General features: G+C 63.8%; 17 protein-coding genes and 1 pseudogene. 7 read left to right on the forward strand and 11 right to left on the reverse strand.

Annotation, left to right across the window (positions count from 1 at the left end; all coding sequences use genetic code 11):
* The first annotated feature begins 340 nt into the window (after window positions 1-340).
* Window positions 341-1,600: a hypothetical protein gene (locus tag ACD578_RS12840; protein ID WP_404293579.1), complete on the forward strand. Its 1,260-nt coding sequence runs from the start codon at window positions 341-343 to the stop codon at window positions 1,598-1,600.
* Window positions 1,601-1,678: 78 nt separating this feature from the next.
* Here the strand turns inward: ACD578_RS12840 and dksA are convergent, their stop codons facing one another.
* The 4 genes from dksA to ACD578_RS12860 form a co-directional block, all read right to left on the reverse strand.
* Window positions 1,679-2,098 carry an RNA polymerase-binding protein DksA gene (gene dksA, locus ACD578_RS12845; RefSeq protein ID WP_009489488.1) on the reverse strand — a complete coding sequence of 140 codons (420 nt, stop codon included), beginning with the start codon at window positions 2,096-2,098 and terminating at the stop codon, window positions 1,679-1,681.
* Between the two features lie 151 nt (window positions 2,099-2,249).
* Window positions 2,250-3,236 carry a YcjF family protein gene (locus ACD578_RS12850; RefSeq protein WP_404293582.1) on the reverse strand — a complete coding sequence of 329 codons (987 nt, stop codon included), beginning with the start codon at window positions 3,234-3,236 and terminating at the stop codon, window positions 2,250-2,252.
* Entirely contained in the window at window positions 3,233-4,681 is a 1,449-nt protein-coding gene (locus ACD578_RS12855; RefSeq protein WP_404293585.1) for a YcjX family protein, read from the reverse strand. The genes ACD578_RS12850 and ACD578_RS12855 overlap by 4 nt, the downstream gene beginning before the upstream one ends.
* 69 nt (window positions 4,682-4,750) lie before the next feature.
* Window positions 4,751-5,824, reverse strand: coding sequence for a hypothetical protein (locus ACD578_RS12860; RefSeq protein WP_404293586.1), 1,074 nt, complete (start codon window positions 5,822-5,824; stop codon window positions 4,751-4,753).
* A 164-nt stretch (window positions 5,825-5,988) separates the two neighbouring features.
* On the opposite strand from ACD578_RS12860, the gene ACD578_RS12865 reads away from it, so the two are divergent.
* Entirely contained in the window at window positions 5,989-6,513 is a 525-nt protein-coding gene (locus ACD578_RS12865) for a GNAT family N-acetyltransferase (RefSeq protein WP_404293587.1), read from the forward strand.
* Here the strand turns inward: ACD578_RS12865 and ACD578_RS12870 are convergent.
* Both ACD578_RS12870 and ACD578_RS12875 read right to left on the reverse strand, forming a co-directional pair.
* The gene (locus ACD578_RS12870; protein WP_404293590.1) at window positions 6,510-7,034 is read right to left on the reverse strand and encodes a SixA phosphatase family protein; all 525 of its coding nucleotides are present in this window, start codon (window positions 7,032-7,034) and stop codon (window positions 6,510-6,512) included. The genes ACD578_RS12865 and ACD578_RS12870 overlap by 4 nt on opposite strands.
* On the reverse strand, window positions 7,034-7,882 hold the full coding sequence (locus ACD578_RS12875; RefSeq protein ID WP_404293592.1) for an AAA family ATPase: 849 nt from the start codon (window positions 7,880-7,882) through the stop codon (window positions 7,034-7,036). The genes ACD578_RS12870 and ACD578_RS12875 overlap by 1 nt, the downstream gene beginning before the upstream one ends.
* A 165-nt stretch (window positions 7,883-8,047) precedes the next feature.
* Between ACD578_RS12875 and ACD578_RS12880 the strand changes: the two genes are divergently transcribed.
* The 4 genes and pseudogenes from ACD578_RS12880 (at window position 8,048) to ACD578_RS12895 (ending at window position 13,377) form a co-directional block, all read left to right on the forward strand.
* Complete coding sequence (locus ACD578_RS12880) at window positions 8,048-9,334, forward strand: cystathionine gamma-synthase family protein (RefSeq protein WP_404293594.1); 1,287 nt, start codon at window positions 8,048-8,050, stop codon at window positions 9,332-9,334.
* Window positions 9,335-9,660: 326 nt separating this feature from the next.
* Window positions 9,661-11,509 (forward strand): annotated as a pseudogene (locus ACD578_RS12885) (cation:proton antiporter).
* 63 nt (window positions 11,510-11,572) lie between these two features.
* Complete coding sequence (locus ACD578_RS12890) at window positions 11,573-12,748, forward strand: VWA domain-containing protein (RefSeq protein ID WP_404293596.1); 1,176 nt, start codon at window positions 11,573-11,575, stop codon at window positions 12,746-12,748.
* A 59-nt stretch (window positions 12,749-12,807) separates the two neighbouring features.
* Complete coding sequence (locus ACD578_RS12895; RefSeq protein WP_404293598.1) at window positions 12,808-13,377, forward strand: hypothetical protein; 570 nt, start codon at window positions 12,808-12,810, stop codon at window positions 13,375-13,377.
* A gap of 181 nt (window positions 13,378-13,558) precedes the next feature.
* On the opposite strand, the gene ACD578_RS12900 is transcribed toward ACD578_RS12895, so the two are convergent.
* Together ACD578_RS12900 and ACD578_RS12905 are read right to left on the reverse strand one after the other, a co-directional pair.
* Complete coding sequence (locus ACD578_RS12900) at window positions 13,559-13,984, reverse strand: universal stress protein (protein ID WP_404293600.1); 426 nt, start codon at window positions 13,982-13,984, stop codon at window positions 13,559-13,561.
* 102 nt (window positions 13,985-14,086) lie between these two features.
* Complete coding sequence (locus ACD578_RS12905; protein ID WP_262296430.1) at window positions 14,087-14,407, reverse strand: 2Fe-2S iron-sulfur cluster-binding protein; 321 nt, start codon at window positions 14,405-14,407, stop codon at window positions 14,087-14,089.
* Window positions 14,408-14,723: 316 nt separating this feature from the next.
* Between ACD578_RS12905 and ACD578_RS12910 the strand changes: the two genes are divergently transcribed.
* Window positions 14,724-19,373: a hypothetical protein gene (locus ACD578_RS12910; protein WP_404293601.1), complete on the forward strand. Its 4,650-nt coding sequence runs from the start codon at window positions 14,724-14,726 to the stop codon at window positions 19,371-19,373.
* Window positions 19,374-19,675: 302 nt separating this feature from the next.
* Here ACD578_RS12910 and ACD578_RS12915 read toward each other — a convergent pair whose 3' ends face one another.
* The 3 genes from ACD578_RS12915 to ACD578_RS12925 all read right to left on the reverse strand — a co-directional run bounded on the left by ACD578_RS12915 (window position 19,676) and on the right by ACD578_RS12925 (window position 24,255).
* Window positions 19,676-20,434, reverse strand: coding sequence for an outer membrane protein (locus ACD578_RS12915; protein ID WP_404293604.1), 759 nt, complete (start codon window positions 20,432-20,434; stop codon window positions 19,676-19,678).
* A 1,544-nt stretch (window positions 20,435-21,978) separates the two neighbouring features.
* The gene (locus ACD578_RS12920; RefSeq protein ID WP_404293606.1) at window positions 21,979-22,653 is read right to left on the reverse strand and encodes an ABC-type transport auxiliary lipoprotein family protein; all 675 of its coding nucleotides are present in this window, start codon (window positions 22,651-22,653) and stop codon (window positions 21,979-21,981) included.
* A 24-nt stretch (window positions 22,654-22,677) separates the two neighbouring features.
* A complete protein-coding gene (locus ACD578_RS12925) occupies window positions 22,678-24,255 on the reverse strand; it encodes an MlaD family protein (protein WP_404293608.1) in 1,578 nt (525 codons plus the stop codon).
* Window position 24,256 lies beyond the last annotated feature (1 nt).

Consider the following 24,256-nt stretch of genomic DNA (forward strand, 5'->3'; position numbering starts at 1 on the left):
GCAATGTTGCAGCCAGCCGCTCGATCTTTGTCGCTCATCTTACACGCTAATTATTGATCGACCTCTAAGGCGGAGCCATGAGCGGATGCAAGGGCTCAACTGGTCAAGTGAAGCCGTTGCAGGACGATTTCGCCATAGTAAATCCCTATTTTCCTTGATGAAGTCGCGAACAGACCCATTTTGGTGCCATCGTTGAGGACCTATCCTCATCCACATGCCCGTTCTCTGAAGCCAGCATGCGTTAACCATCTGTTAACCTTGCCGCTGGCTTTGACGGTCAATGTGGTACAACCACCACAGAACTGGCCTGTATAGGCCTGCAAACACTTGAGAGTACATCGTGTCATCTCTTTTCGGTATCGAAGCGTCACGAGCAGTCCAATTCGCGATTGCATTCGCGATCATTCTGATCCTGCTCGTGCTCTTCGGTGTAGTCTTCCGCAAGCTGACAGGCGCCCGCCTGATGATGCCGGGCAGCGATCGCGGCCGCGGCAGCCGTCAGCCGCGGCTCGGCATCGTCGACGTCTACGATCTCGACCGGCAGAGACAGCTTCTTCTTCTGCGTCGCGACAACGTCGAGCACCTTCTTCTCATCGGTGGCCCCAATGATGTGGTGATCGAGACCAACATCATTCGCGTCGCCGGCGCCCGCATTCCCGCTCCGTCCAACGACACGGGTGTGGAACGCTTCGAGCCGACATTGGATCAGGCTCCCCGTCCCCCGCAGGTCGAGCCCAACGGCCGCCCCTCCATCGAGAGCCAGCTCGCGGCCCAGCTCGGCGCCTTCGTGCGGCGTCCCTCGGAAGAGTCCGACATCGATCAGGAACTCGCACCGGTCGCCACAGTGAGCGCCCCAATTCCGGCCTATCCGGAGCCCGTGCTGAAGCCCGACGCCGTTGCCGTCTCGGCCGCCCCCGCAATCCAGGGCCTGCGCGCCGAGGCGAGGACGCCCTCCTTCCAGGATACCTCCCGGAACATTCCATCCGCTCCCACGCCCGTGGTGGAGCGTCCTGAGCCGCGCCCGGCCTTCACGCCTCCGCCGTTCCAGTCCCGGCCGACTCCCGTTCCCCCCGCCCCTCCGGTGCAGTCGGAACCGGTCCGGGAGCCTGAGCCGACACCTGTGGACAGACCGGTCGCCTCGGAGCGGCCGGCACCCGATGCGGGTCTCCTGTCGGATATGGCAAAGCAGCTCGAAGAGGCGCTGAAGCGCCCGGCGATCCCTGTTCCCCCTCCCCCGGTTTCCCCGATAGCTCCGGCACCTGTTGCAGCCCCGGCGGAACCTGAGGATCTCAGGGACGAGGAGGAGATTCTCGAGCCGACCCCAGCCGATGCGGAACATATTGCCGCTTTTGACACAAGGCGGGACGAGGAGGATCTCGCGCAGGTACCGGAAGCCACCCCGCCGGCCAAGCCCGCTCCGGCTCCGGAGCCCGTCCTCCATGTGCCGCCTTCCCCTCTCGTGACGGCTCCGCTGCCGCCTCAGGCCAAGGAAGCGCCTGCGGCAGATCAGAAGCCGACCGACCCGTTCTCGGTCGAGGATATCGAGGCGGAGTTCGCCCGGCTTCTCGGACGTCCGCTCGATCCGAGCAAGAAGGGCTGAGGCGCCTCGGCCATCTTGAGGCGAAAAGAAAAAGGGCTCCGCTTGCGGAGCCCTTTCGATTTGATGGCGGTGAGAGCTTCAGTCGTCCCGGTAGACCCGCTCGTTTCGCTCGTGGCGCTCCTGCGCCTCCAACGAAAGCGTTGCGATGGGACGGGCCTCTAGGCGCTTGAGGGAGATCGGATCCCCCGTCTCCTCGCAATAGCCGTAGCTGCCGTCCTCGATCCGCGCGAGGGCGGCGTCGATCTTGGCGATGAGCTTACGCTGGCGATCCCTGGCGCGGAGTTCGATGGCGCGATCCGTTTCCGAGGAGGCGCGATCCGCAAGGTCAGGATGATTCTCGTTCTCGCTCTGCAAGGTGGCGAGGGTTTCCTGAGCCTCTTTGAGGATGTCGTGCTTCCAACGGATCAGCTTGCGCCTGAAATACTCCCTTTGCCGTTCATTCATGAAGGGCTCGTCTTCTGTCGGACGATAGCCCTCATCAATCACGATATCTGTCATGTTCAGCCGTTCTTCCCCGATGAACCGTGGCGCCCCTATATAGGCAAGCAGGGTCCGCGACAACGAGATTAAGTGTCATCGATTTGTCTAAGAGACCAAGGTCCCTCTTTTGCACCTTGGAAAGATCGGGCCAGAACGATTTGCCGCACCTTTACGAGGCTGCCGCCTCGGCCCGGCTGATCAGCTCGCCGGCCACGTCGCCGATCTTGGGCGTCTCCTCACGGATGAAGGGAAGCGGACGGCAGACTGAGAGGGCCGCGAGGCCGAAGCGGGCAGTCATCAACCCGTTCAGAACCCCCTCCCCGAGCTTGGCCGAGATCCGGGCAGCCAGACCCAAGCCAAGGACCTGCTGCATGAGGCTGTCGCCCACGGCCATGCCTCCCGTCACCGCGAGGTGGTTGAAGGCGGCCTTGGCCAGCCGCAGAAATCCGAACAGGCCCGGCCTGCCGCCATAGATCCGGGCGAGCGTCCGCAGGAGCCTGACCGCCACGAAGATCACGAAGGCTACGTCGACGATGGCGCGCGGGCTCACCGCCGTGACGAGGGAGACCTGCTTCGCCGCACCGGCGATCGCTCGCTTGGCCTGGAGGTCGAGGGGAGCCAGCAACTCGCGCTCGGCGATCGCAAGACGGTCATCCGCATCGATGATCTCCTCGGTCAGGCCGCGCAGGCGAGCGCTGCCCTGGGCCGCCGAGGCCCGGCTGCCGTAAAGGCTCAGCAGATCGGACACGATGCCCTTTGCCGCCCTGTGGTCCTTGACCGCGAGGGCGTCGATGGCAGCCTCGCGCAGACTTTCGATCTTCTGCTCGCGCCAGATCCCCGCCACCTCGCGACCGATGATGGCGAGAAAAGCCAGGACGGCCAGGACAGCGAGCCCCAGCGCCACCCAGCCGAGCCAGGGCGCGATGGCATAGAGATCGATGATCAGGTTCTCGACCGCGAGCCCGAACCCCAGCAAAAGGAGGCCGGACAGCGCGGAGATCAGGATGCCGAGCCAGGGCGCGCGGCGTTTCTCGCCCATGGGCACCACGATGCCGTCGGCGGCCTCGATGGCGTCGAAGGGCTCATCGGTCACCTGCACGGCGCCGGCCGTGACGTTCGGGTCGTCGAGACGATAGGCGCGAGGTTGGCGGCTCATGCGAAGCGATCCCCCAGCAGGAATTCAAGGGCCCGGTCGAGGCGGATATGGGGCATCTTGGCCGTGCGGCCCGCCGCATCGATCGGCAGTTTCGGCGGGCGGAAGCGCGGGAACCGGAAGGAGCCCGGCGGAATGGCTCCCTGGAACACGCCTTCCGGCGTCTCCGGCAACTCGCCCGGAAAGATCGCCGCCTCCGTCTCGCCGTCGAAGATGTCGTCCCCGACCCGCTCTCCAGCCTCGGGAATGCCTGCCACGGCGCGCAAGGTCTCGCGGCCCTCGCGGATGCTCGTCTCCCGCGTGGCGCGCACGGAGGCGAGCGCCACTGTCCCGACCCTGGCGCCGGCAGCCTCGGTCCGGCGCGAGGCGCGGTTCACGAGAAGGCGCAGGATCGCATCCAGCCGGTCGTGATCCGTATGGTGGATGTGATCGGCCTTGGTGGCCGCGAACAGGACCCGGTCGGCCCGCGGCGAGAACAGGCGGGACAGGAGCGTGTTGCGCCCGATGCGGAAGGCCATGAGCACCTGGTCGAGAGCGTCTTCCAGTTCGGCGAGGGCCACCGGCCCGGCATCGATGGCAGCCAGCACGTCGACGAGCACGATCTGTCGGTCGATGCGCTGGAAATGGTCGCGGAAGAACGGCCGCACCACGTGGGTCTTGTAGGCCTCGAAGCGCCTCTCCATGAGAGCCGCGAAACTGCCCGGAGCAATCGGCTGGCCTTGGGGAAAATCGAGCGGCGCGAAGGTGAGCGCGGGCGAGCCTGCGAGATCGCCTGGCATGAGGAAGCGGCCCGGCGGCGTAGTCGCGACAGCCTCGGAGCCTGCGCGCAGGGCGGTGAGATAATCCTTGAAGGCTTCGCTCGCCTGCGATGCGAGCATCTCGTCGGAAGACCCTGCAGGATCGAGGACTTTCAGCGTCTCATGCCAGGATCCTGCCGTGGCCGCCCGGTCGCGCTTGCGGCTCGCTTCGATGGTCTGGCGGGACCATTCCGCATAGCCGGCATCGAGCAGCGCGAGGTCGAGCAGCCATTCGCCGGGATAATCCACGATATCGAGGGCCAGCGAGGCCGGCCCCGTGCGCCAGCCGGATTTGCGCTCGTATTCAACATCCACCCGCAACTCGCTGATCCGGTTGGTGGATTGCGGCCAGCGGCGGCTCTCGGTGAGCGCCGCCATGTGCTCCTCGTATGGGAAGCGCGGCACCGCATCGTCCGGCTGGTGCGCCAGATGCGCCCGCCGGATCCGGCCCTCGGCAGAGGCCCGGAACGCCGGCAGGTTCGTGCCGCGTGTGAGATGATGCACGAGGGCAGTGGTGAACACGGTTTTGCCGGAGCGCGCGAGACCCGTGACGCCGAGGCGGAGGGAGGGCTGGATCAGCTGGCCGGAGGCCTCCCAGAGCGATTGCGCGGCAGAACCCGCGCGGGAGGCGAGATCGGTGATAACGGACACGAAGATGAACCTAATGCTCTCAAGCCAAGCTTGAAGGTGGGGCTTGAAGTCCTAACGTGCAAGTCGGCTTCAACGCTCCACACGCGGTGCCGACACCTGCGAGAGGTCCGCTTTCCTCTCTTCGTCCTTCACACCATCCCTCAATCTGGCGGCGGCCCGCTCGATGGCCTCCTCCACCAGATCGGGGCTGGCACGCAGAGCCCCGAGCTCGAAGGACGACATCGCCAGCATCACATGGGTCAGGTTGGGCTGAGGCGTGCCATCGTCGGCGAACAGCTTGAGATCGTCGGTCGGGCTTAGGCCGAGGCCCTCGACCATCCGGCTCGCATAATTGCGGTGGCGCTGCAGTTCCGACGGACAGGCGGCGGCGACCTGGACCTTCGGGGCGGGCCTGGAAGGCGCCGAGGCGGTCACCGCCGGCTCCTTCATGGGTTTGCGACGGGCGACGGTCTGCGGCTGGGATGGCTTCGGTCTCTCGCCCATGCCCTCGGCGATGCTCGGCACCCGGAATTGCGGCGTCCTCGGTGTCATCGGGATCACGATGGAGACCCGCCCCGGCTTACCGCCAGGACCGGCCTTTGCCGTATACCGCACCGCCCCGCCATTCTTCCTGCGGGAGGCGAGATACTGCGCCCGGACGGTGCCGCCGATGCCTCTCACCGCCAGCATCGCCATGCCGCCGATCCCCGTCGCGACATTGCATTCGGCCGGCGCCCAGCGGCGGACGATGTCGAGGGCGGACTTGCGGTTGAACTCGAGATAGTAGCGCCGCAGCAGGGTGGCGGCCGCATCGGCCCCGTGCTCGGCGGAAGCGAAACCCACATGGCCCTCGCTGTCGGTCGCAAGTTCGCCGTTCCAGCGGGCGCTCTTGATGCACCAGTAATTGTTGAGCTTCACGCAGCGGGTCACGAATGGGCGCTCGGCCTTGAACAGAGCTGCCATCGCGACGACCGGCTTCGGCTCCAGGGCATCCATGGCCTCCCGGCGCCAGTTGCTGACCTCGCGGCTTTCCGGCTCGTAACGGGCCTGCAGGGCCTGGGCTTCCTGAGCGGGCTGCGATGGAGCTTCACCGGCCTCGTGAGCATCGCCCGGCAGGAGCGCGCGCACCGCGAGGGCGAGCATCAAAATCGTCTGAGGCATCATGTTGGAGATCAGCCCCCGCTTCGGCCGACAACAATGGAAAAGCTTTCAGGCAGAACGATGGTAGGGCCGATAGGTTCAGTCGCAATGCCGGATACGCCGGCGCTCTTTCACGATTCGAAGTCTTTTGCTTTGATCGCTCACACGCACTCGACCCGCGGGAACCCATGTCCGCCACCATCCCGATCCGACTTCTGCAGCCGTCGGACGCGCAGGCCTATCAGGACCTGAGGCTGGAGGCGCTGAGAACCAGCCCGGAAGCCTTCGGTTCCAGCTACGAGGAAGAGGCGCCGCTTGCGCTTGAGACGGTTAGGGCCCGCATGCCCTCAACCGATCCGAATGCGATCTTCGGCGCCTTCGCCGGCAAGGATCTCGTCGGCATGGCGGGCTTCGCCGTCTATGAGCGGTTGAAGGCTCGCCACAAGGGTGTGATGTGGGGCGTCTTCGTGAAGCCGGAATGGCGGAAGCAGCGCGTCGGGAAAGCTCTGGTCCAGCGTGTAATCGACCATGCCTCCCGGCATGTGATCATGCTCGAGGCGGCCGTGGGCCTCGCGAACGCGAGCGCGCGGCGCACCTATCACGGCCTCGGCTTCAAGCCTTACGGCATCGAGCGCAAGGCGATCAGGGTCGGCGACGTCTTCCACGACGAGGAGTTGCTGTATCTGGATCTTCCGCATTCCCGAGGCGCTTAATCGTCCTCGCCATTCCCCAGCGACTTCGGCGTCACGAAGCGTTCGAGCCGTCCGGACTTGTGAGCGACATCGGCCCAGTCCTCCAGGGAGAAATCGATCACGGCGAGACCGGCGGTCGGATATTTCTGGCCGAGCCGCAGGATCCCCTCCATGTCGCCCTCGCCGATGAGGAGCTTTGCGAGTTCCTCGAAGCCGGGATTGTGGCCGATCACCAGGAGGGTGCGGGTCTCAGGCTCGATCCCGCGCAGAACCTCCAGGAGCCGGCCGACGGGAGCCTCGTAAATCCGCCCGTCCCGGCGCGTCTCGATCTCGCCGAGGAAGGGCTGGACCCGTTCCCAGGTCTCCTGCGCCCGGCGCGCGGGCGAGATGACGACGAGATCGGGCTCAAGCCGCTCGCTCTTCAGGTAATCGCCCATCACGAGGGCCGCTTCCTGTCCCCGCTTGGCGAGGGGACGGTCGAGATCCAGAGTGCCTGAGGGCCAGGCAGCCTTGGCGTGGCGCAGCAGAAGAAGACGAAGCATCAGCGCCCTTCCCGTCTGGCGATGAAGGCCAGCTTCTCGAAGAGGCTCACGTCCTGCTCGTTCTTCAACAGCGCCCCATGGAGCGGCGGGATGAGCTTGCGCGTGTCGCGCTCGCGCAAGTTTTCGGGGCCGATATCCTCGGAGAGCAGGAGCTTGAGCCAGTCGAGCAGCTCCGAGGTGGACGGCTTCTTGCGCAAACCGGGTACGTCGCGCACGTCGAAGAAGATCTTGAGCGCCTCCTCCACGAGCCGGTGCTTGATGCCGGGATAATGCACCTCGACGATCCGGGCCATGGTGTCGGCGTCGGGGAACTTGATGTAGTGGAAGAAGCAGCGGCGCAGGAATGCGTCCGGCAGTTCCTTCTCGTTGTTGGACGTGATGATGACGATGGGGCGCTGGGCCGCTTTCACCGTCTCGCCCGTCTCGTAGACGAAGAACTCCATGCGGTCGAGTTCGAGCAGCAGGTCGTTGGGGAACTCGATGTCGGCCTTGTCAATCTCGTCGATCAGCAGCACGGGCCGGGTCTCGGAGGCAAAGGCCTCCCACAGCTTACCGCGCTTGATGTAATGGCCGATGTCGGACACGCGGCTGTCGCCGAGCTGGCTGTCGCGCAGGCGCGAGACCGCATCGTATTCATAAAGCCCCTGCTGGGCCTTGGTGGTCGACTTGATGTGCCAGGTCAGGAGCGGGGCGTTCAAGGAACGGGCGATCTCCTCGGCCAGGACGGACTTGCCCGTGCCGGGCTCGCCCTTCACCAGGAGTGGGCGCTCCAGGGTGATGGCGGCGTTGACGGCCACCGTCAGGTCCTCGGTCGCCACATAGGTTTCAGTTCCGGCAAAACGCGCCATTCCCACCATTCCTCGATTTCATCCAGACCCTAGCGCATCGCGCGGAAAAGTGGACCCGGTTTTCCCCACTGAGCAATACGCCCGGCAAGAAAACCCGCCCCCGCCTTTCGGCAATCGCCTTCATAGGATAAGCCCATGACAAATAAACCGGGAGGACAATGACCTATGGCTTACAACCGCTACCACAAGGACCGAATCGGCAATCACAAGCTGAAGCCTGAAACTCTCATGCTGGGCTACGGCTACGACCCGACCCTGTCGGAGGGTGCGGTGAAGCCTCCGGTCTTCCTGACCTCGACCTTCGTGTTCAACAGCGCCGAGCACGGCAAGGAATTCTTCGATTACGTGGCCGGCCGCCGGGAACCGCCTCAGGGCGAGACGGCGGGTCTCGTCTATTCCCGCTTCAACCACCCTAATTCCGAGATCGTCGAGGATCGGCTCGCCATCTTCGAGGAGGCGGAGGCAGGGCTCCTCTTCTCGTCAGGCATGTCGGCCATCGCGACGACGATCCTGGCCTTCGCCCGGCCCGGCGACGTGATTCTCCACTCGCAACCGCTCTACGGCGGCACCGAGACCCTGATCGCCAAGACGCTGGCCAACATGAACATCGGCGCGGTCGGCTTCGGCGACGGTGTGGACGAAACCGGCATTCGGGCGGCGGCAAAAGAGGCTCAAGGAAAGGGCCGCGTCTCGGTCATCATGGTCGAGACGCCCTCGAACCCGCTCAACACCCTGGTGGATATCGCTCTCATGCGGACCATCGCGGACGAGATCGGCGAGGCGCAGGGGCACCGCCCGGTGATCGTCTGCGACAACACCCTTCTCGGCCCCCTCTTCCAGAAGCCGCTCAAGGACGGGGCGGACGTCTCGGTCTATTCGCTGACGAAGTATGTGGGCGGCCACTCGGATCTGATCGCCGGCGCGGCGCTGGGCTCCAAGGAGTTGATGAAGACGGTGCGCCTGCTGCGCTCGGCCATCGGCACCCAGCTCGATCCTCATTCCTGCTGGATGCTCGGACGCTCGCTCGAGACTCTGGCCCTGCGCATGAGCGCGGCGAACCGCAATGCGGAGATCGTGGCGCAGTTCCTGCACGAGCATCCGAGCATCGTGAAGGTGCACCACCTCGCCTATCTGCCGGAAGGCTCCCGGGCGAAGGAAGTTTACCAAGCTCAGTCGGACGCTCCCGGGTCCACCTTTTCCTTCGACGTGAAGGGCGGCGAACCGGAGGCCTTCCGCGTGCTCAACGCGCTCCAGGTCTTCAAGCTCGCGGTGAGCCTGGGCGGCACGGAATCGCTGATCTCGCACCCGGCCTCCACCACCCATTCCGGCGTGCCCAAGGCCACCCGCGATCGCCTCGGCGTCTCCGACGCGACGATCCGCGTCTCCATCGGCATCGAGCATCCGGACGATCTGGTGGCCGATCTGGCCCAGGCGCTGGCGACGTTGGATTAAAAACATCGAGCCCTGTGTCATTCCCGACCGAAGCGGAGGGGAAGGAAAGCCATCAGTGGAGCATGCGGGTAACTGGCTCTCTCGTCATCACCGGCCTTGTGCCGGTGATCCCGCTTCGGTGAGGTGCGGCATTCTTCCAATCGGGATGGCCGGGACCGATCCCCGGATCAAATCCGGGGACGGCCATGACGGTGAAGGAACACCACGGACGATCTCCGTCCTCGGCCATGCGCTCATGTCGCGCCCACCATTGCTCCGTGAGCAGCATTAACCCCTTGCGCACCAGTTGCACCTAGAAGGACAATACCTCTGACCGGAAGGAAGCAATGGCCGCTGCGATAGACCTGCACGCCTATCAGGAACCCATTCTTTTTCTGGCAACGGCAGGCATCGTCGTCCCCCTGTTTCACCGGCTCAGGATCAGCCCGGTGCTGGGGTTTCTGGCGGCAGGCGCGTTGCTGGGACCCTATGGCCTTGGGCGTCTCATCCCGAACCATCCCTGGGTCGACTGGCTGACCTTCACCAACCCGGAGGGAACCTCCCGACTAGCCGAGTTCGGCGTGGTCTTCCTTCTGTTCACCATCGGCATCGAGCTGTCCTGGCAGCGCCTCCGCACTCTGCGGCGGCTCGTCTTCGGGTTCGGCTCGCTTCAGGTCCTTCTGGGAGCCCTCGTCCTCGGCCTGGCGTTCTACGCCTTCAAGACCGTCGAGACGATCACGGCGGCGACCGTGGTCGGTCTGGCGCTGGCCCTGTCGTCGACGGCCATCGTGATTCCGGTCCTGGCGGAGCAGAAGCGTCTCAATACGGCGGCCGGGCGCGCCAGCTTCTCGGCCCTGCTGTTCCAGGATCTCCTCGTGGCGCCGATCCTGTTCACCATCGCGGTGCTCGACACGAGCAAGCCCGATGTGACGCTGTCGTCCTTCGCCGTCCTGCTCCTGCAGGCGGGCATTGCGCTGGTTCTGATCATCGGCCTCGGCCGCATCATCCTGCGGCCCTTCTTTCAACTCGTCTCGACGACGAAAAGCCCCGAGCTCTTCATGGCGGCGTGCCTGCTCGTCGTGATGGTGACCAGCCTGATCGCGGCCGTCAGCGGCCTTTCGATGGCGCTCGGCGCCTTCATCGCCGGCATCCTCCTGTCCGAGACCGAATACCGCCGCGCGGTCGATGTGACGATCCAGCCCTTCAAGGGACTGCTTCTCGGGGTATTCTTCGTATCGGTCGGCATGAGCCTCGACCTGTTCCGCTTTCTCGAAGCGCCGCTGCTGATCCTTTCGCTCGCGGCCACGGTCGTGATCATCAAGGGCATGACCATCGTGGCTCTCGGACGCCATTTCGGCCTCAACACGGCGGAGGCGACGGAGACGGGGCTTCTCCTGGGGCCCAGTGGCGAGTTCGCCCTCGTGATCCTGGGCGCGGCGATGATCGCCGGCCTCGTGCCGAGCGGCATCGGTCAGAACCTCCTCCTCGTGACGACCCTCACCATGGTCGCGATCCCCCTCCTGGCCCGTCTGGGGCAGCGTCTGGGGCGCAAGCTCGAGATTCTGCAAGCCGCTCGATCCCCTCGCCACCATCGCTCCGCCCAGCGACGAGGTCGGACGGGTTATCATCGCCGGATATGGACGAGTCGGGCAGCTCGTCGGCGAGATGCTCGACCGCCACAAGGTGCCCTATCTCGCCATCGACCTGGACCCTGCCCGCGTTGCGGCGGAGCGGCGGGCCGGCAAGCCGGTCTATTACGGCGATGGCTCCTACCCTGAATTCCTGCGGGCCTGCGGCATCGACCGGGCGGTGGCACTGGTCATCACCCTCGACACCCTCAGCTCCATCGAGGCAGTCGTGTCTGCTGCGCGGCAGGAATGCACCGAGATCACCATCGTGGCCCGCGCCCGCGACGCTCGCCACGCCACCCAGCTCTACGAACTCGGCGTGGATGACGCCGTCCCGGAAACCATCGAAGCCTCCCTTCAGCTGAGCGAAGCAGTCTTAAGCGATATCGGCGTCCCAATGGGGCTGGTGATCGCCTCGATCCATGAACGGCGCGACGAGTTCCGGGAGATCCTCAAGAAGAGCAATCCGAACCGCGATCCGGATCGAGCCGTGTTTCAGGCACGCCGACGTGTCGGCAAGGCGCACTCCCCCGCGATGACCGGGCAGGCAACACAGGTGGACTCATGACGTTCGAGGCCCGAACCCGGCTCTCCCTATTGACCTTCTCAGCCGTTGCCGGACACTGGCCCGATGTTCCTCACCTTCTTCACAGAGCTGCGCGCGGCCAAGGTGCCGGTCTCCTTCCGGGAATACCTGTCCCTGCTGGAGGCGCTCGCTCAGGATCTGGCCGATAAGAGCGTCGAGGAATTCTACTATCTCTCCCGCACCTGCCTGGTGAAGGACGAGCGGCATTTCGACCGATTCGACCAGGTCTTCGCCCATGTGTTCAAGGGCATCGAGAGCATGGGCCACGCGGTCGGCGAGGCCGGCATTCCGGAGGAATGGCTGCGCAAGCTCGCCGAGCGCTACCTCACGGACGAGGAGAAGAACCAGATCAAGGCCATGGGCTGGGAGAAGCTCTGGGAAAACCTGAAGGAGCGCCTCAAGGAGCAGAAGGGCCGCCACCAGGGCGGCAACAAGTGGATCGGCACCGCCGGCACCTCGCCCTACGGCGCCTATGGCTACAACCCGGAAGGCATCCGCATCGGCCAGGACAAGAACCGCAATTTCCGCGCCGTGAAGGTGTGGGACAAGCGCGAGTTCAAGGATTTCGACGACAGCGTCGAACTCGGCGTACGCAACATGCGCATAGCCCTACGCCGCCTGCGCCGTTTCGCCCGCTCCGGCTCGGCGGAAGAACTCGACCTCGACGAGACGATCCACGAGACCGCCCACAAGGGCTATCTCGACGTGCGCCTGCGGCCCGAGCGCCGCAACGCCGTGAAGGTGCTGCTCTTTCTCGATGTCGGCGGCTCCATGGATTGGCACATCGAGATCGCCGAGGAGCTGTTCTCGGCCGCTCGTCTCGAATTCAAGCATTTCGAGCACTTCTACTTCCACAACTGCGTCTACGAGAATCTGTGGAAGCAGAACCGCCGCCGCTTCGACGAGGTGATCCCGACCCTTGACGTGATCCGCACCTACCCGTCCGACTACCGGGTCGTCTTCGTGGGCGATGCCTCCATGAGTCCCTACGAGATCACCACGCCGGGCGGTTCGGTGGAGCACTGGAACGAGGAACCCGGCCAGGCCTGGCTCCGGCGCATCCTCGACCATTTCCCGAAAGCCGTATGGCTGAACCCGGTCCCGCAGCCGCACTGGGGCTACACCCACTCCATTTCCCTGATCCGGCAGCTCTTCGGCGAGCGGATGTATCCGCTCAATCTCGAAGGCATCGACCACGCGATGCGTGAATTGGTGCGATAAACCTCGTCCGACAAAGTGGGACCGTTTGCCGAACCGATGATGCGCGGATAAGAAGCCGCATGACCCAGACCTACACCCACAGCCCCAAGCCCTTCGGCGGACCGATTTCCTTTATCCTCAAGGGCGAGAAGCTCACGGTGGATTCCGGCCGCAAGGTGCACAAGGTCCAGCTCGGCGCCGTCGACAAGGTGCGCATGACCTACGAGCCCGGTCGGCTGGCACAGAAGGCCTTCCGCACGAAGGTGATCATGAAGGATGGCAAGTCCTTCACCTTCAGCTCGCTCAATTGGAAGAGCCTGGTCGAGGCTCAGGAACTGACCCAGGAATACCGCGCCTTCACCCATGCCCTCTGCGAGGCCATCGCCCGCGCCAATCCGCAGGCGAGATTCGTGGCCGGAAAGCCCATGGGGCTCTGGCTGCCCACCTCGGCGCTCGCCGTCGCATCGCTGCTGGCCATGGCCTACCTGATTTGGCAGGCCCTCCAGATGGGAGCGACCGGCGTTGCCCTGCTTGGAGCGCTTCTCGCCATCGTGGGCGCATGGCAGATCGAACCGATGATCAGGCTCAACAAGCCGCGCCCCTTCCGCGCAGGGGAATTGCCGGCGGAGCTTCTGCCGAAGGCGAGTTGAAAATCAACCAACACCATAAGAGTTCGCAGATAGACCTCCACTGTCATCCCCGCGCAGGCGGGGATCCATCACCACGACATCTCAAAAAGAGGCTAACAGCGTTGCGCCCTATCCTGCACCGTCAGCGTTTATGGATCCCGGAATCCGCTGCGCGGCCCCGGGATGACAGCGGAACGACAGGCTAAGCCCGCACCACCAGCACCGAGCACTTGGCATGGCGCACGATGGTGGAGGCGTTGGAGCCAAGCAGATAGGTTGCCATGGTCGGCCGGTGCGAACCGATGACGACGAGATCGGTGCCGGTCTTTTCAGCCTCGTCCAGCACCTCATTGTAGACCGAACCAAGCCGGACCACGGCGGAAACGCGCTCTGCCGGGAGCGTCACCTTGGCGGCGATCGCCGCCAGCCTCTTGTCCGCCTCGCCCTGCTGCTCCTCGTCGAAGGTCGGCGGCATGAACTCCATGTAGGTGACCGGCACGATGGCGCGCACATAGATCAGCCGCAGGGAGCCGCCTGCAATGCTGGCGAGCTCGACGGCCTTGTCGATGGCGGGTTGCGCCGCCTCCACCTCACCGAGATCGACGGGCACCAGGATCGTCTTGAACATGAGCGTATCTCCAGACAGAGCGTTTTCCGGCGAAGTGGATCCGGTTCGCCGTCAAAAATGAGGCATGACGACGAAAGCTTCCTCCCCTGCACGGAGGAAGCTTTAACCTTGACGGGTAGGAGTGTGAACGACGAGCCCGTCGAGTTCGGGCCTGACGCGGATCTGGCACGAGAGCCGCGAATTCGGGCGCACATCATAAGCGAAGTCGAGCATGTCCTCCTCCATAGGCTGAGGCTGGCCCGTCGCGGCTTCCCATTCTTCTGCGACATAGACGTGACAGGTAGCACAGGAGCAGGCTCCACCGCATTCGGCCTCGATGCCCGGAATGCCATTGCGGATGGCAGTTTCCATGACGGTTGCGCCCTCCTCCGCCTCGACGGTGCGGGCCGTGCCTTCGGCATCGATGAACGTAATATTGATCATTGCGGACCTCTGCTTGTCGGCGCATACTTATGACAGACTGCGCCGGAAGACGAGAGACGCATACAAAACCTGCCGTCTTTTCGCCGCATTTTTTCCCGGTAGAGCAGGTTACTAAGCCGTTAACGACGTTCATAAATGACAGGGGACATCGGGTTTCCTTGTTTCAGATCGGCCGCTAGACTTGCTTGGTAAATAACAGATTACCGTGCGGAAACCCTTGAACGGGGCTCCGTACCGGTTGAAGCCATGCATTCACCTCGTTTTTCAGAGAATGAGGCGGCTTCAACCATCATCAGTTGCGTCACGAGGGCGGATCATGGCGACCGAGAACAAGAAGATGAAGGACCCGGCTCAGGCAGCCTTGTCGGCTGTCGAGCAGGCGCTCAACCTTGACGAGACATTCGTGATCCACACCCCGGAGCGCTCGGGCGGCAAGCCTTACGAAGAGCCCAAGCTGCCGGATATCGACGATCACGACTTCACCAAGGGTCCTTTCGGTCTTGGCTCCGACTCCCTGTCCGCCCAGGCAGACGACCATGACCCTCGGTTCGACGACATGGCCCGCTCCGGCTTCGTCGCCCCCGACCGGAATGCCGTTGCCAACGACGACCGCCAGAACGTGGGCGTGATGCTGCAAGCCCTTCAGGTCCGCCCCTCTCCCCGCGCCTATGTGATCGCGACTCTCGCGTCCCTGCTCTGGCTGGGCGGCGTCGGGGCCCTTGTCTATACGCAGGGCATCACGACCCCCGAACAATTGCTCACCACCTTCTCGCCCTCGCAGCTGGCACTCGGCGCCGTCGGGCTTGTGGCCCCGGTCTTCCTGTTCTTCATCGCCGCGATGCTCACAATCCGCTCGCAGGAGATGAAGATGGTGGCCCGCGCGGTCGGCGAAGTCGCCATGCGTCTGGCTCAGCCGGAAAACTTCTCCACCGATGCCGTCCTCTCCGTCTCGCAGGCCGTGCGTCGTGAAGTGGCCGCTGTCGGCGATGGCGTCGAGCGGGCGCTGGCCCGCGCCGGAGAGCTCGAAACCCTCGTACGCAGTGAGATCTCGACGCTGGAGCGCGCCTATTCCGACAACGAAATCCGCATCCGCTCGCTCATCGACGAATTGGTGGCGCAGCGCGAGGCCATCGTGTCGAACGCGGAGCGCGTGCGTGGCTCGATCACAGGCGCGCACCAGACTCTGATCCAGGATCTCGACGGCGCCAGCGAGCGCGTCATCGCCGCCGTCAGCGGCGCAGGCGACAAGGTCACGGCATCGCTTGAGCAGCAGGGCGATCACATCACCCAGGCCCTCGGCCGCGCCGGCGAGCGCGTTGTCGAGGAAATGGCAGGCCGCGGCGTCGAGTTGGTGGAGCGTCTCTCGGGCTCCAGCGATGAGATCAAGAACGGCATCGCGGAGGTGGCCACCGTCATCACGGGCGCGCTCGAGAGCAAGGCGCAGGACATCACCGGCGCCTTCGAGCGCACCGGCGATCTGCTGACCCGCCACCTGCAGGAAGGCGCGAGCCAGGTCACCCGCACCCTTGCGGAAACCGGTCGCGGCGTGATCGACGCCCTCGCCCAGCAGGGCAACGACGTACGCGAGGCGTTCGAGCAGACGGCCCGCACCCTGGAAGACAGCTTCACGCAGCGCGGCAGCGAGATCACCGAGAAGCTGGCAGCCACGGGCGGCGTGATTGCCGACGACATCTCGGCCCGTACTGCGGAGATGCGCGACCAGATCGCCGCCGCAGGCTCCGCCGTGGGTGAGGAGATCGTGAGCCGCGGCACCCAGATGCGCGATCAGCTCGCCGCCACGGGAACCGGCGTCGTCGACGAGATCGTTCTGCGCGGCAACGAGTTCCGCGAACGCTTGGCAACGACGGCTGCCGACGTCGCCCACGAGATCGACCAGCGCGGCGTCCAAGTGCGTGAGCAGCTAGAGAGCGCCGTGCGCCTCGCCGACGAATCCATCGGCACCCGTGTCGAGGATCTGGCGACCCGCCTGGAGACGGCCAGCCAGCGCGTCAGCGAATCCGTCACCGTCCAGGGCCAGGCGCTGGAGACCAGCCTCGCTCAGGCCGGCGAGCGAGTCTCGACGCTCATGGGCAATCAGGTCGAGGAGTTCCGCACAGCCTTCGAAACGCGCGGTCAAGAATTCTCGGAGACCCTCTCCAATCATACCGACGAAGCGCACACCCGTCTGGCAACCACCGCCAAGGACATCGTTCTCGCCATCGCGTCCCAAGGATCGCGCGTCAACGAAGTGCTCAACCGGACCGCGGAGACCCTTTCCACCACGGTCGATACCCGCACCCGCGAGATGGAAGAGACCCTCAGCTCGCGCCTCACGGCATTCGAGGGTGTCATGACCCGCGGCGGCGAGATGGCCGAGCGCATGTCCCGCGACGTGGGCAGCCTGACCGAGACGATCAGCGGCCGCTTCGAGGAGATGGACCGTCTCATCACCGTGCAGGGACGCACCGTGGCCGAGACCTTCGCCGAGCGTGCCCGCGAGGCGACCACCGCGATCGAGACCCAACTCGCCGCTCTCGAGGAGCACGCCTCACGCCGCACCTCGGAGATCGCCGTCAACTTCGACACCATTGTCGAGCGGGTCGACAGCGTTCTCGGCGCCCGGTCCACCGCCCTCAACGAGGCCCTCGTCATCCGCACCGGCGAAATGGCCCGCGTCATGGCCGAAGGCGGACGAGACGTGGCGACCGCACTTCAGACTCGCGTCGACGAGATCAGCCAGGTGATCGCCGCCAAGACCAATGCGATCGCCGACACCCTGTCCTCCAGGGCCGGGCAGATCGGCGAATCCCTGGACGGCCGCATTGCCTCGATCAACGAGGTGCTCGGCAGTCGCGCCGACGAGATCACGGAAATGCTGGGCACCCGCGCTTTCGAGATCAACCAGACCTTGGGAAGCCGTGCGGAAGAGATTGCCAACGCTCTCAACCAGAGCGTGACGATGCTCGAAGAGCGTGTCGTCAACCGTCTCAGCGGCGTTGCCGAAACCATCGACGAGCGCGGGCAGGCCGTTCTCGGCTCGCTCACCAGCCGCATCGGCGAGATCCGCTCGATCTTCGACTCCCAGGGCGCGTCCCTCGTCGAGAGCCTGGGCGACCGTGGTGAAGTCATCGGTCGCGAAGTCGCTGCCATCAGCGACACGACGCTTCGCAATCTCGAAGAGCGCAGCACCACCCTGCTCTCCTCTCTCCAGGAGCGCACGACGGAGCTCACCGCCTCCTACATGCAGTCGACGGAAGCGATGCGCAGCGCCATCGACGAAGGCACGCAGCAGACCGTTGAAACCCTCACCGGCGCCAACGAGCGTCTGCGGGGCGAACTCACCGAGGTTCTCGGCCGCTTGCAGGAGGGCAACCGTCTGCTGCAGCAGGTCGCGGCCTCCGCCAGCAGCAATCTCGGCGCGGTCGAGGATGGACTGGCCGGTCGGGTCCAGCACATCGAGTCGCTCCTCTCGGAAATCGCTACTCAGACGGGCCGCGCCTCCGATCAGGTGGCCGATCAGGTCGATGCGCTGCGCAGCGTGTCCTCCGGTGCCATCCAGCAGGCGCTGGAACTGGCCCAGAGCCTCGAGGAGCGCGGCCACGCGCTCACCGACACGACCAGCGAGCAGATGCGCACCCTCACGGAGGCCACCTCTGCCCTGGAGCGTGTCGAAGCTCGCATGAGCGAGGCCCTGTCCAACCGCCAGCAGGCGCTGGACGAGCTTCTCAGCCGGATCAGCGATCGTTCGAAGGATCTGGAATCCGTCACCCGTTCCTTCACCACTCTGTTGGAGGGCTCGCTCGAAAACGCCGATGCCAAGGCGCGCCAGCTCGGCGCGGTCCTCGCCGCGGCCGCGGAGACCACCACGAACGCCATCGGCGAGCAGTTCGAGCGCATCCGCGCCACCACAGGCCAGGAAAGCGCCCGCACGGCAGCCGCCCTGCGCACCAGCTACGAGCAGGCCGCCGCCGAGATGGCGGATGCGCTGAGCAATGCCACCACGAAGTTCCGCGACACCATGGGCGACCTGCGCGGCATGACCGGGCAGATCCAGCGCGAGTTGGAGGCCACCCGGGCGGAACTCCGCCGCGGTGTCGTGGAGCTGCCGCAAGAGACCCAGGAGGCGAGCGCCAACATGCGCCGCGTCGTCGCCGACCAGATCAAGGCTCTCAACGAGCTGTCCGCTCTGGTGTCCCGCTCAAACCGTCTGGTCGATGCCGCTCCGGCCGCCCAGCCGCGCAAGGCTGCGGTCAACGAAACGCCGGTTGCCGCCACCATGGCGGCCGTCGCGGCCGCGGTCGAGCAGAGGATCGCCCAGGCTCCGGCTCCGACGCCTGCCCCCGCTCCGGCGCCCGCCCCCGCTCCGACGGTCGCCCGTCAGGCAGAGCCCAAGCCCGCTCCAGCTCCGGCTCCGACCCCCGCACCGGCACCGGCACCGGCTCCTGCACCGGTTCGTCAGGCTCCGCCCGCTGCCGAACGTCCGGCTCCGCGCCGGGAGGAGGCTCCGCCCCGGGATGCCGGCGCTCGTGGCGGCTGGCTGTCGGATCTCCTGAACCGGGCCTCGCGCGACGAGGATGTGGAACCGGCCCGCGCTGCGGCCCGCACCGATCGCGCCCGCACCAACAGCCTCGAATCCCTGGATTCGATCTCGGTCGATATCGCGCGGATGATCGACCATGAAGCGGCCGTCGAGCTGTGGGACCGCTACCGCCGCGGCGAGAGCAACGTGTTCACCCGTCGCCTGTACACGCTGCAGGGTCAGCAGACCTTCGACGAGATCCGCCGCAAGTACCGCCGCGACGACGAGTTCCGGCAGACGGTGGACCGTTATGTGGAAGAGTTCGAGCGCCTGCTTGCGGAGGTCTCCCGCGACGACCGCGACTCCATGCTCACGAAGACCTATCTCACGTCGGAAACCGGCAAGGTCTACACCATGCTGGCTCACGCGAGCGGCCGATTCGACTGAGCCGGATAAAAGCTTCAAGTGAAACGTGAAAAGCGCGGCCTCCGAGCCGCGTTTTTGCTTTTGGGCTCAGCATCTCTTTCCTCCTCGATGTGGGGAAGGATTGAGCGTGGAGGTTGGCAAATCAGAACGCTTTGTGTTCCGATTATATGAAGGCAGATGGTTTAATCAGCCTACATATTCCTCCCCTACCTCTGTCCCAGCACAGCGGTCGATTGATCCTGGGCCAATCGCATACCTCCCTGAAGCTCGGGAGATGAGAGAAGGACCGTATTTATTGTTAAGCTCGCAAGCTTGTACGGTTCTCAATTGAAGCTATAACGGACGCCCAGCCGCACTTCGTGAGCGCCGATCGATTCCACATCCACTCCGGTGCCGTTGTCGTAGGTGCGCGTTTTTACGTCACCAAGGCTGACATAGCGGTATCCGAGATCCAGTGTGAAGTTCGACGAGAGCTGGTACCCTACGCCAGCCATAAGCGCCCAAGCGAGACTGAAGGTCTCGCCCCCAGCAAAATGCTCGGAGGTTTCTTCCCCTGTCGCTGGGTTATAGGTCGTCAGCACATGATGAGAGAGAACGTTATGCGCCACGCCGATACCGGCGCCGACATAAGGCGTAAGGCCCATCATTGACCTGAAGTCCAGATAGCCGTTCACCATGAACGTCGAGGATTGGAACTGACCACTGTCCGTTACGGATGCCGTGGTGGGAATGAGAGCCGGCGCGACACCTCTGAAGCGGGCATCGAAGGTGTGATCCAGCGTCACGTCTGCGCGGACATTGGCATTGAAGCGGTAGCCAAGGCCAGCACCAATAGCAGCTGTGTTGTTCAGGTTCTCGCGATTGAGATCGCTTGTGGAGGGTTGAGTGGCCAAGTCCGCCTCAGGGCGTTTGTATCCGACATAGCCGACTTCACCTCGCAGGTACCAGCCACGGGGGCTCTCTCTATTGGTCCGCATCACAGGAGACGAGGGTACAAAGACTTGAGAAAGGTCCGCGGCCATGGCAGCCGAACTTGTTGCTGCAAAAAGGCCGATCAGAGCCGCCAACTTAATCGCTTTCATCGGAGTTCTTCTTTACTCAACGAGTCACATGGCCTGCTGCAAGATTTCAGCAGTAAGGTTATGATGTGTCATGCGTGTAAAGAAAGCGTTAAGCTTAAATTTTCTCACGGTCAGATCATCGGACGTGGATTATAATCCAATCCGCAGAGATGGCATTTCTGCAAGTTCTCCCGAGAGTGACATCGCACGATTCCATTCCATTGAGGTCGTCCAACGCCGGAATTTGGTGTCTTTCGAGATTACGGACGCACTCAGTTCCAATGCTTCCTGCGCTGATGAATGTCCCCGCCTGTTCAATAGCGTCTACCAGGGAGCCTACCATCCACCGCACTCATCAGTTCTGACAATGATTACAACCTGCTTGCAGAGTGCATCACACTTTATACGAGAGAACCATTCGACATTCTCAAGCACAGATTGACTCGCCTGCCCTCGCGCCGAAACTTTATTGCGCCCTGGCAATACCTGCGATGCAATATTGCAAAGGTTTGTACAAAAACGAGATATTCTCTCGCTACGTAAGCAATATATACGCCTCATGCTGACTCAACAAGAATATTTGCCTAGTTTCGCACCTAAGTAATTGACATATATTGCTCTTTTTTTCTGCCCCGTCTGTAATAGATCTCAATGCCCTACGAATATAAGTTACAATTGAAACACTTATTACGGCATCCTTTTCGGATCATTGTAACGGCGTCGTAATTTCTGCTTGTCTGCCGTCATAATCGTGCGGTTGTCTTTCCCAGCCTCAATGATAACAGTATATCATTATCTCAAAGTGCAGACCGAGTCATGGAACCTTGAGTACAGTGTGGTTCCTGATGACCGAGTCCGCTCTCCATAGATGAATCGCGCCTGCAACGGTGCACAAGCATTGGAGAAGGCCATGCGTATAGGTCACACCACATCTGGTCCGCCCCGCGAAGCCGGGGCAGCTCTTACGTACGCCGCTCGATAACGCGAAACCCAGCAACGATGCGGAGTTCTTCCTGCTCGGTAATTTGGAAGTCAGCAGCGACATGCAGCGCCGCTTCATCGAGGGAACGGGTGTTGTCGGCCCCTACGGACACATCGTCAATCTGAAACCGGAGCAGACCCATGTCCGCAAGAAAATCGTCAAACCTTAAGTTCTCCCTCATCGCCTGTGCGGGATTTCTGCCAATGCTCGCTCTCGGCGCATGTGCGGATTACGTGAAGCACAGCGATACGATCACAGCATCGGCCGGAGACGCGATAGCGCACAACAAAGTCGTGCACATCGACGATCCGTGGCCACGCGTCGCCTCGGACACCCGCATCACCAGAAACGGCCAACGGGTCGATAAGGTGACAAAGACTTACCTCAATGGGAGCGCCGCCTCGTCTCCGACATCGCTGTCCATTACGCTCCCGACATCGAATTCGCCCTCCTCGGACGGTTCGCCTCCGGCACAGTGAGATGGGCTGATAAGATCAACTTCAGCGGAATGTCCGAACGGCTAACAAACAGGCTCCGGGCAACTCGGAGCCTTAACGGTTTTCCGATTGACGCCTGAAGCCGTCTAGGTCGGAGCCTGTTCCTTGCTGGTATCCTGCGACTGGCTTCCGGCATCGCCTGGCTCCTCGCGCCGCGGCAGCGGGCTGCCGCTCACCCAGCGCACGATGTCGAGCATGACTACGGTCAGGGCCTCGTCGAGGGCGCGGGCGGCATTTGGTGCATCGACAGCGCTGGCGGGGATGCTGGCGCGGAAGATGCGGCCGTTCACGATGCGGCCGTTCTGATCGCTGACGATCTTCACGGAGATCTCGGCAACCGCCTGATTGTCCGGCGTCGCGATCTCGAACCGGCGCAGCTCGGAGATGAGTTGGACGTCGGCCACGGCGCCGCTGCTCGGCCTTGAGACGCCCCGGAGCTGCGAGGCGTTCTCGAATGTGTTGATCAGGCGGGTCTGGATCAGCCGCGGCAGGTTGTCGGCCCACTGTCCTCCTCCGATGAACGACACGGAGCCGCTGGCATCCTTGACCAGGATCTGCTGGGTCGAGAGCTGCTGCAGGGCCGCAGGCTCGTTGACCAGAACCTGAACTCCGGACGCACCCCGGATCCGGGACGTCGGCGCCGAGAGGTCATAGGTTGCCGGCGCCGGCCCCGACGAGCAGGCGCCGGTCAGGGCAGCCAGAACCAGCACCGGGGCAACGCGCCGGAGCAGGCAGGCTCGAGCTATCAGGGGGGACGACACGGAGGATCCACGCATACTGGTTACTTAGCGGCGTCCACTATACTCGGGGAGGTTTGAACGACCACCGAAAAGAAACTGCTGTGGATTACGTTCGATGCTGCGGACCGCGCGACTGATGTCCCCGAGCGTTCTGCGACCTTCGACGGCCAGGGCCTCGTATTCCCGCAGGCCCGATTCCGTGAACCGGTTGACACCGCCGAGTATGCCCTGGATGCCCTCGGTCCGCTGGTTGAGGTCGTCCGCAAGCTCCCGGACGGAAACGGCGGCGGCCCGGATTTCGTCGAAGGCTCCCTTGCCGGCTTCACCGGAGGCCGAGCCCAGGAACTTCTCGGCGCCGGCCAGAACGCTGTCGATTCGGTCAGCCGACTTGTTCAGCTTCTCCGTGATGGAGCGTGCCTCCTGGATAGCCTTGTCCACATCCGGGCTTCGCTGGCTCAGGGTCTGGGTAAAAGTATCGATATTGTCGACCGTGCGGCCGACCTTGGCAGGATCGATGGCGCGGGCGAGTTCGGCGATCTCACCGACGGCGTTGTCGAGCTTGGGTGCGGTCTCGTTGAGGCGACCGATGAGACTGGCGGCGTCCCGAAGGGCATTGTTGATCGCCTCACGGTTCTCCCCGAGCGCTCTCGTGAAATTGTCCGTATTCTCGACGATCCGGGCGACACGCTGGCCGTCGACGGAGTTTGCCACCTCCTCGACCTTGTCGACAGTGCGCCCGACCTTCGCCGGATCGATGGCCTTTGCGATATTCGAAATGTCTCCCACGGCGCTGTCCAGCTTGGGAGCGGTCTCGTTGAGACGGGCGACGAGGCTGTCCGCATTGCGCAGGGTATCGGTGATGGCCTGTCGGCTCTCGCCGAGGGACTGGGAGAAGCCCTCGACGTTCTCGATGATTCGGGTCACGCGCTGCGGATCGACTGCGCGGACCACCGTGTCGACGTTGGTTGCGAGCGTCTCAAGCTTTTCAGCCAAAGGGCCAACCTTCTCGGCGGCCTGTCCGATTTGGGCCAGGAAGCGGTCGATGCCCTCCGCGTTCTCACCCAGGGCCTGGGAGAAGCGCTCCACGTTCTGGATCGTCCGGCTGATGGCGCCCTCGTTGTCGGAAACCACTCGTCCGACCCGTTCCAGCACGTCATCGGCCCGGCGGGCGATGTTGCGCGCCGTCTCGATGAGATCCTGGAAGTCGGAGCGGTCGGCGAAGATCGTCGGCATGGGCTGGCCCGGACCGGCCACGAGCGGCGGGGCGCTGGGCTCGCCGCCCGAGAGACCGATGTTCGCAACGCCGGTGAGACCCTGGTACTCCAAACGGGCGCGGGTATCGGAGCGGATCGGCGTGCGGGCGTCGACCTGGACGATGCCGACGACCCGGCGCGGGTCCTCGGGCAGCAGGCTGATATCGGTCACTTCGCCGACGCGCAGGCCGTTGAAGGACACGCTGGACCCTTGCGAGAGCCCCGAGACCGAACCGGAAAACACGATGCGGATGCTCTGGCGGGCCTGTCCCCGCTCGCCGCCGGAGAACCAGTAGACGAAGCCGAAGGCAGCCGCGATCACCGCCAGGGTGAAGAGGCCGATCAAGGCATAGTTTGCACGCGTTTCCATC

The sequence above is a fragment of the Microvirga sp. RSM25 genome (genome assembly GCF_044784385.1).
In the GTDB taxonomy this organism is placed as follows: domain Bacteria; phylum Pseudomonadota; class Alphaproteobacteria; order Rhizobiales; family Beijerinckiaceae; genus Microvirga; species Microvirga tunisiensis.

Bases quoted from the DNA above. Each gene is read 5' to 3' on its own strand.
- dksA (WP_009489488.1), bottom strand. From the start codon at position 2,098: ATGACAGATATCGTGATTGATGAGGGCTATCGTCCGACAGAAGACGAG.
- ACD578_RS12850 (WP_404293582.1), bottom strand. From the start codon at position 3,236: ATGAGCCGCCAACCTCGCGCCTATCGTCTCGACGACCCGAACGTCACG.
- ACD578_RS12860 (WP_404293586.1), bottom strand. From the start codon at position 5,824: ATGATGCCTCAGACGATTTTGATGCTCGCCCTCGCGGTGCGCGCGCTC.
- ACD578_RS12865 (WP_404293587.1), top strand. From the start codon at position 5,989: ATGTCCGCCACCATCCCGATCCGACTTCTGCAGCCGTCGGACGCGCAG.
- ACD578_RS12870 (WP_404293590.1), bottom strand. From the start codon at position 7,034: ATGCTTCGTCTTCTTCTGCTGCGCCACGCCAAGGCTGCCTGGCCCTCA.
- ACD578_RS12875 (WP_404293592.1), bottom strand. From the start codon at position 7,882: ATGGCGCGTTTTGCCGGAACTGAAACCTATGTGGCGACCGAGGACCTG.
- ACD578_RS12880 (WP_404293594.1), top strand. From the start codon at position 8,048: ATGGCTTACAACCGCTACCACAAGGACCGAATCGGCAATCACAAGCTG.
- ACD578_RS12890 (WP_404293596.1), top strand. From the start codon at position 11,573: ATGTTCCTCACCTTCTTCACAGAGCTGCGCGCGGCCAAGGTGCCGGTC.
- ACD578_RS12895 (WP_404293598.1), top strand. From the start codon at position 12,808: ATGACCCAGACCTACACCCACAGCCCCAAGCCCTTCGGCGGACCGATT.
- ACD578_RS12900 (WP_404293600.1), bottom strand. From the start codon at position 13,984: ATGTTCAAGACGATCCTGGTGCCCGTCGATCTCGGTGAGGTGGAGGCG.
- ACD578_RS12905 (WP_262296430.1), bottom strand. From the start codon at position 14,407: ATGATCAATATTACGTTCATCGATGCCGAAGGCACGGCCCGCACCGTC.
- ACD578_RS12910 (WP_404293601.1), top strand. From the start codon at position 14,724: ATGGCGACCGAGAACAAGAAGATGAAGGACCCGGCTCAGGCAGCCTTG.
- ACD578_RS12915 (WP_404293604.1), bottom strand. From the start codon at position 20,434: ATGAAAGCGATTAAGTTGGCGGCTCTGATCGGCCTTTTTGCAGCAACA.
- ACD578_RS12925 (WP_404293608.1), bottom strand. From the start codon at position 24,255: ATGGAAACGCGTGCAAACTATGCCTTGATCGGCCTCTTCACCCTGGCG.